General features: G+C 79.0%; 7 protein-coding genes. All 7 read right to left on the bottom strand.

Annotated elements, in window-relative coordinates:
* On the bottom strand, window positions 1-1,083 hold a 1,083-nt coding region (locus EJA20_RS17730), incomplete at its 3' end, for a hypothetical protein (protein ID WP_129339845.1).
* 19 nt (window positions 1,084-1,102) lie between these two features.
* Entirely contained in the window at window positions 1,103-1,537 is a 435-nt protein-coding gene (locus EJA20_RS17735) for a YchJ family protein (protein WP_129339846.1), read from the bottom strand.
* 4 nt (window positions 1,538-1,541) lie between these two features.
* Complete coding sequence (der, locus tag EJA20_RS17740) at window positions 1,542-3,071, bottom strand: ribosome biogenesis GTPase Der (protein WP_129339847.1); 1,530 nt, start codon at window positions 3,069-3,071, stop codon at window positions 1,542-1,544.
* 129 nt (window positions 3,072-3,200) lie between these two features.
* A complete protein-coding gene (locus tag EJA20_RS17745) occupies window positions 3,201-3,902 on the bottom strand; it encodes a lysophospholipid acyltransferase family protein (RefSeq protein WP_129339848.1) in 702 nt (233 codons plus the stop codon).
* Complete coding sequence (cmk, locus tag EJA20_RS17750) at window positions 3,899-4,651, bottom strand: (d)CMP kinase (RefSeq protein WP_129339849.1); 753 nt, start codon at window positions 4,649-4,651, stop codon at window positions 3,899-3,901. Before cmk ends, EJA20_RS17745 begins: the two co-directional genes overlap by 4 nt.
* Window positions 4,648-5,781: a prephenate dehydrogenase gene (locus tag EJA20_RS17755; protein WP_240675628.1), complete on the bottom strand. Its 1,134-nt coding sequence runs from the start codon at window positions 5,779-5,781 to the stop codon at window positions 4,648-4,650. The genes cmk and EJA20_RS17755 overlap by 4 nt, the downstream gene beginning before the upstream one ends.
* Window positions 5,778-6,646, bottom strand: an 869-nt coding sequence (locus tag EJA20_RS17760; protein WP_420836454.1) for a pseudouridine synthase, incomplete at its 5' end; no start/stop codon positions are given. The genes EJA20_RS17760 and EJA20_RS17755, both read right to left, overlap by 4 nt.

Raw genomic sequence — 6,646 nt, forward strand, 5'->3', positions numbered from 1 at the left:
CTCCGCGGCCCGTGCCGCGTCCAGCCGGCGGGCCAGGGTCGCGACCTCGGCGGCGGCCGCGTCGAGCCGCTCCCGCGCCTCCGCGACCGCGCCGTCGGCGTCCGCCCGCGCCCGCGACGCCGCCTCGGCGGCCTCCGCCGCCGCGGACTCCTCCCCAAGCGCCCGCTCCCGCTCGCGCCGGCGCCGCTGCTCCGCCTCCCGCTCGGCCCGATCCTGCTCCGCGCGCTCCCGCTCGGCCCGCTCCTGCTCCGCCCGCTCCCGCTCCGCCCGCTCCCGCTCCGCCCGCTCCCGCTCCGCACGCCCGTGCTCGGCCTGCTCCTGCGGCCCGCGCGCGGACCCGTGCCGTGCGGCGTCGTCCCGTCCGGCTCGCCTCCGTCCGCCCGGGCGCGTGGCGCCGGGCGCGGGAGGCTCGTCGCGCCCCGGGGGCTCCGCGCCCCCGGTCGACCCGGTCGCCGGGGAGGGAGCCGCCGGCGGCTCGGCCGCGTCGGCCGCCTCGGTCGCGCCCGGCACGTCGAGCAGCGGCGGTGCGCCCGGCACCGCGACCGCCCCCTCGACGTCGACCGCCGTCAGCCCGGAGCCCTCGAGCGTCCGCACGAGCAGTCCCGTGAGCAGGGCCGCCGCGGCGCCGGCGTCCCCCATGGCGGCGCGGACGGTCTCCTCGGCCTCGTGCGCGAGCGCGTCGGACAGCGACGTCCCGGCCTCGCGCACGTCGGCGACGAGCCCCTCCCGCACCGCCGCCAGCAGCCGGTGCTGCGTCGCGACGAGCTCGCGCAGCTCGGGGCCGGCGAGCGCGGCCTGCGCCGCCCGCAGCCCCCGGCCCAGCCCGAGCAGCTCCCGCACCTCGTCGGGCCGCCGCCGGACGAGGAGGTCCACGGCCCAGGCCGCCGCCGAGGGCGCCCGCAGCCGCCCCACCGCCGCCGACACCTCCTTCGCGCCCTCCGCCCTCAAGGCCCGCGCCGCCGCCGTCCGCGCCACGGTGAACTCGGCCCGCGGACGGCCGTAGAGCTCGCGCGCGACCGCGACGAGCCGCTCGTCGGGCGCGGCCCCGCCCCCCGTCCCGGCGTCGGCGCCCGTGCCGGTCACCCCGCGGTCCCGACGTCCGTCACGGCCACCGCGGTCCCGCACCGCCCGCCGGCGGGGGGCCGTCGAGCGCCGCGACGTACAGCCAGCGCCCGTCGTCCCGTCGGAACCGGCTCACCTCGTGCAGCACCCCGCCGCGCGGCGCACCCTCCGGACGCCGACCGGGGGCCCAGCGGTGGTGCGCGGCGAACTCGACGACCCCCTCGTCGTCCCGCTCCCCGCCCGCCCACGTGCGCCGCACGTCCAGCCGGTACCACCGGACGTCGGGGTCGAGCGCCAGGTCCTCCGGCCGCGTGCGCGGGTCCCAGGTGCGGACGAGGTGCGCGAGGTCGCCCCGCGCGAACGCGGTGAACCGGGAGCGCATGAGGCGCTCGGCCGTCGGCGCCGGCGCGCCCGCCAGCAGCGGCCCGCAGCACTCCTCGAGGCGCAGGCCGGACAGGCAGGGGCACCGGTCCACGGCGTCAGCGCTTCCGCTTCTCCCGCACCCGGACGGAGATCTGGATCGGCGAGCCCTCGAAGCCGAACGTCTCGCGCAGGCGGCGCTCGATGAAGCGCCGGTACTGCGGCTCGAGGAAGCCCGTCGCGAAGACGACGAAGCGCGGGGGGCGCGTCGAGGCCTGCGTGGCGAAGAGGATGCGCGGCTGCTTGCCGCCGCGCAGCGGGTGCGGGTGCGCCGCGACGAGCTCCCCGAGGAAGGAGTTGAGCTTGCCCGTCGGGATGCGCAGGTCCCACGAGGCCAGCGAGCGCTCCAGCGCCGGCACGAGGCGCTCGGCGTGCCACCCCGTGCGGGCGGAGAGGTTCACGCGCGGCGCCCACTGCACCTGGACGAGGTCCTGCTCGATCTCGCGCTCGAGGTACGGCCGGCGGTCCTCGTCCATGAGGTCCCACTTGTTGTAGGCCAGCACCAGCGCGCGCCCGGCGTCGACGACCTGCGAGATGACGCGGGTGTCCTGCTCCGTCAACGGCTGGGAGGCGTCGACGAGGACGACGGCGACCTCGGCCTTCTCGATGGCGGCCTGCGTGCGCAGGGAGGCGTAGAAGTCGGCGCCCGACGTCTGGTGCACCCGCCGCCGGATGCCGGCCGTGTCGACGAAGACGTACGGCACGCCCTTGAGCTCGACGAGCTCGTCCACGGGGTCGCGCGTCGTGCCCGCCGTGGCGTCGACGACGACCCGCTCGCTGCCCAGCACCTTGTTGAGCAGGGAGGACTTGCCGACGTTGGGCCGCCCGACGAGCGCGACGCGCCGGGGCCCCGAGACCGGGGCGCGCCCGTGCGCGCTCTTCTCGGGGAGGGCGTCCAGGGCGGCGTCGAGCAGGTCCCCCGTGCCGCGGCCGTGCAGCGCGGAGACGGGGTGCGGCTCGCCCAGGCCCAGCGACCACAGCTCGGCGGCGTCGAGCTCGCCGCGGGGGCCGTCGACCTTGTTCGCGGCGAGCACGACGGGCTTGCCGGCCCGCCGCAGCAGGCGCACGACCCGCTCGTCGGTGTCGGTCGCCCCGACGGTGGCGTCCACGACGAGGATCACCGCGTCGGCCAGCCTGATCGCGATCTCCGCCTGCTCGGCGACGCGCGCGTCGATCCCGGCGACGTCGACCTCCCAGCCGCCGGTGTCGACGAGCGTGAAGGGGCGGCCCGCCCAGTCCGCGGGGTAGCTCACGCGGTCGCGGGTGACGCCGGGGACGTCCTGCACGACGGCCTCGCGGCGCCCGAGGATGCGGTTCACCAGGGTCGACTTGCCCACGTTGGGGCGGCCGACGACCGCGAGCACCGGCAGCGGGGCGGCCGGGACGGCCCCCTCCTCGCCGTCGGCGCCGCCCTCGAGGAGGGCGAGGTCCTCGTCGTCGAGGTCGTACTCGACGAGCCCCGCGCGCAGCGCCCGCTCACGGGCCTCCTCGTCGACGGCCTCGGTCGCGGTGCCGGGCTCGATGCTGTCGACGCCCTCGGGCGCGGTGTCGTCGACGGCCTCGGTCGCGGTCGGGTCCTGGTCGCTCATGCGCCCATTCTCCCCCGTCGCGGCGGCCCGCCGGTCCCGTGGCACCGACGGGCGCCCGGGACGACCCGCGGACCGGGGACGACGGGTGCACCGCCCGCCGGCGGCGCCGGGCCGGCCGCGCCGCGCGGGTCAGGCGCGCTCGTCCTCCGGCAGGCCCAGCCCCGTCCGCTCCCCGGCCTCCACGACGAGGGTCGCGAGCCGCTCGCGGACCTCGAGCGCGACCCGCCCGACGGCGTCGCGCGACGTCTCCCCCGGCCGGCGCCGCCCGTCGACGGGCGGGCCGAACTCCAGGTGCAGGCGGCGGCGCGGGCCCGGGAGCCGGTTGGGTCCCTCCCCCGTGCGCCGGGTGCCCAGCATCGCCACGGGCACCACGGGCGCCTCCCCGTGCACCGCGAGCCACGCGACGCCCGCGCGGGCGCTCTCGACCGCGCCGCGCCCGCGCGTCCCCTCGGGGAAGACGCCGACCGCGCCGCCGCGCCGCAGCACGCCGAGCGCGGTCGCCAGCGCGGGTCGCCCGTTGCGGCGGTCCACCGGGATCTGGCCGGCCGCGCGCAGGACCGGTCCCATCGGCCCGGCGAACATCTCCCGCTTCGTGAGGATGTGCAGCGGCCGGGGCGACAGCCCGACGAAGAGCGGCGCGTCGGCCAGCCCGGTGTGGTTGGCCGCCAGGACGACGGGGCCGCTCGTCGGGACGTGCTCGCGCCCGACGACGCGCGTGGCCCACAGGCCCTGGGCGATGGCGCGGCCGATCCACCCGGCCCACACCGGACCCCAGGCGAGCGGCGGCGGGGGCGTCGCCGGTGCGGCGGCCCCGGGGACGTCGGGGCTCACGCCGGGGCGCCGCGGCGCTCGACGACGGCCAGGAGGGCCGCCACCGTCTCGTCGAAGTCCAGGTCGGAGCTGTCCAGCGTGACCACGCCGTCGGCCGCCACCCTGAACTGCACGACGGTGGAGTCGTCGGCGTCGCGCCGCACGACCTGGTCGCGCGTGGCCGCCACGGCCGCGGCGTCGTCCGTGCCGTGGACCTCGAGCGACCGCCGGCGCAGGCGGGCCTCCTCCGAGGCGGTGAGCAGCACGCGCACGGGCGCGTCCGGGGCGATCGCGGTCGTGATGTCCCGCCCCTCCGCGACCACGCCGCGCCCGCCGGACCAGCCGCCCGTGCGCTCCGCCGCGATGACGGCGCGCTGCCGCCGCCCGAGCTCGGCGCGGGCGGCGAGGTTCGTCGCGACGGCGCTCACCGCGGCCGAGACCGCCGTGTCGCGGATCGCCGCGGTGACGTCGGTGCCCCCGACGACGACGTGCGGCGCGTCCGGGTCCAGGCCCTGGTCCAGGGGCAGAGCGACGACCGCGGCCGCGACGGCCTCGCGGTCCGTCAGCGGGACGCCCTCGTGGACGCACCACCACGTCGCCGCGCGGTACATCGCACCCGTGTCGAGGTAGGCCAGGCCCAGCGACCGGGCCACCGCCCGCGAGACGCTGGACTTGCCGGAGCCGGACGGCCCGTCGACGGCCACGACGAGGCCGCTCGTGCTCGTCGGGGAGCTCGTCGGGCTCGACCCGCTGCCGGTCGGGGTGCTCATCGGACCAACCTCCATCCGCGGGCCGTCAGCTCCGCCTCCAGGTGCGCGGCGCTGCCCGGCAGCACCGCGATGACCGCCATCCCGACCGGGCGGCCGGCGGCGTGCTCGAGGGTGAGGTCCTCGAGGTTGACGCCCGCCTCGCCCACGTCGGTGAGCAGGCGGGCCAGCTGCCCCGGCACGTCGGGGACGAGGACCGCGACGAGGGCGTAGGGCCGCGCCGCGCCGCCGTGCTTGCCCGGCACCCGCGCCACGCCGGCGTTCCCGGCGGCGACGGTCCGGGCCAGCACGGCGAGCGCGCCGAGCTCGACGGTCTCGGGGCCGGTCGCCGCCGTGGCGGCGTCGAGCGCGGCGATGACGCCGTCGAGGTCCGTGCGCAGGTCGGCCAGGACCGCGCGGACCGCGGCCGAGTTCGCCGCGAGGATCGAGGTCCACAGGGCGGGGTCGGAGGCCGCGATGCGCGTGACGTCCCGCAGCCCCTGCCCGGCCAGCGCCAGCGCGCGCTCGTCGGCCTCCTGCAGGCGCGCGGCGACGAGGCTCGCGGCGACCTGCGGCACGTGGGAGACGACCGCCACCGCGGCGTCGTGCTCGTCGGCGTCCATGACGACGGGCACCGCACCGAGGTCCACCGCCAGCGCCCGCACCGCGGCCAGCGCCGCGGGCGTCGTCGTGCCGCTGCCGACGAGGACCCACGGGCGCCCGAGGAAGAGCTCCGGGACCGCCGCCGACGGGCCCGAGCGCTCGCGCCCGGCCATGGGGTGCGACCCGACGTACCGGGACAGGTCCGCCCCGGCGAGGCGCAGCTCGTCGAGGACGTGCCCCTTGACGGACGCGACGTCGGTGACCACGGCGTCCGGGTGCGCGGCCAGCTCCTCGACGACGACGCGCGCCGTCACGTCCGGCGGCGCGGCGACGACGACGAGCGCCGGCGGCCCGTCGCCGGCCTCCGCCGGCCGCCCCGCGCCGACGTCGCGCGCCAGGGCCAGGGCCGTGCGGGACGGGTCGTGCAGCACCACGTCGACGCCGAGCCGGCGCAGGCCGAGGCCCACGGACGTGCCGAGCAGCCCCGTGCCGACGACCCGGACGGGGCCGGTCGTGCCCGGGGCGGGCAGGGCGGCGGTCGGGGTGCTCACATCCCCACCGACGCCATGAGGGACCCCACCTCCACCTTGCCGAGGACGCGCGAGCGCCCCGGACGCAGGTCGCCGAGCCGGATGGGGCCGACCTGCGTGCGCACGAGCCGCTGCACGGGGTGGCCGACCTCCTCGAGGACCCGCCGCACGACGCGGTTGCGGCCCTCGTGGAGGACGAGCTCGACGAGGGTGGCGTTCGGCGTCTGCTGCACCACGCGCGCGTGGTCGACCGTCACGGGCCCGTCCTCGAGCTCGACGCCCGCCTGCAGGCGCGCGAGCGTCGCCGGCTGCACGCGGCCCTGGACGTCGGCGAGGTACGTCTTGGGGACGCCGTGCGAGGGGTGCGCGAGGCGGTTGGCGAGCTCGCCGTCGTTCGTCAGGAGGATGAGGCCCTCCGTCTCCGCGTCGAGCCGGCCCACGTGGAACAGGCGCTCCTCGCGGTCAGGCACGAGGCTCGCCAGGGACGGGCGGCCCTCCGGGTCGTGCATCGTCGAGACGACGCCCTTCGGCTTGTTGACCGCGAGGGTGACGAGCGAGTCGTCGAGCACCACGCGCATGCCGTCGAGGTGGATGACGGCGGTGCGGGGGTCGACGCGCACGCCGAGCTCGGTGACCGTGCTGCCGTCGACGGTCACGCGGCCGGAGGCGATGAGGTCCTCGCAGGCGCGCCGCGAGCCCAGGCCGGCCGCCGCGAGCACCTTCTGCAGGCGCGTGCCGTCCGGGTCGTGCACGTCGATCTCGGGCAGCACGGGGCCTCCCGGGCGACCGCCGCGCCTGCCGGCGGCCCGGGCCGCGGCGCCGCGCGAGGGCCCGCCCCAGCCCCCGGCGACAGGGCCGCCGCCACCCGCCGGACGACCGGCACCGC

It is taken from the genome of Cellulomonas endophytica (genome assembly GCF_004123805.1).
Classification (GTDB): domain Bacteria; phylum Actinomycetota; class Actinomycetes; order Actinomycetales; family Cellulomonadaceae; genus Cellulomonas; species Cellulomonas endophytica.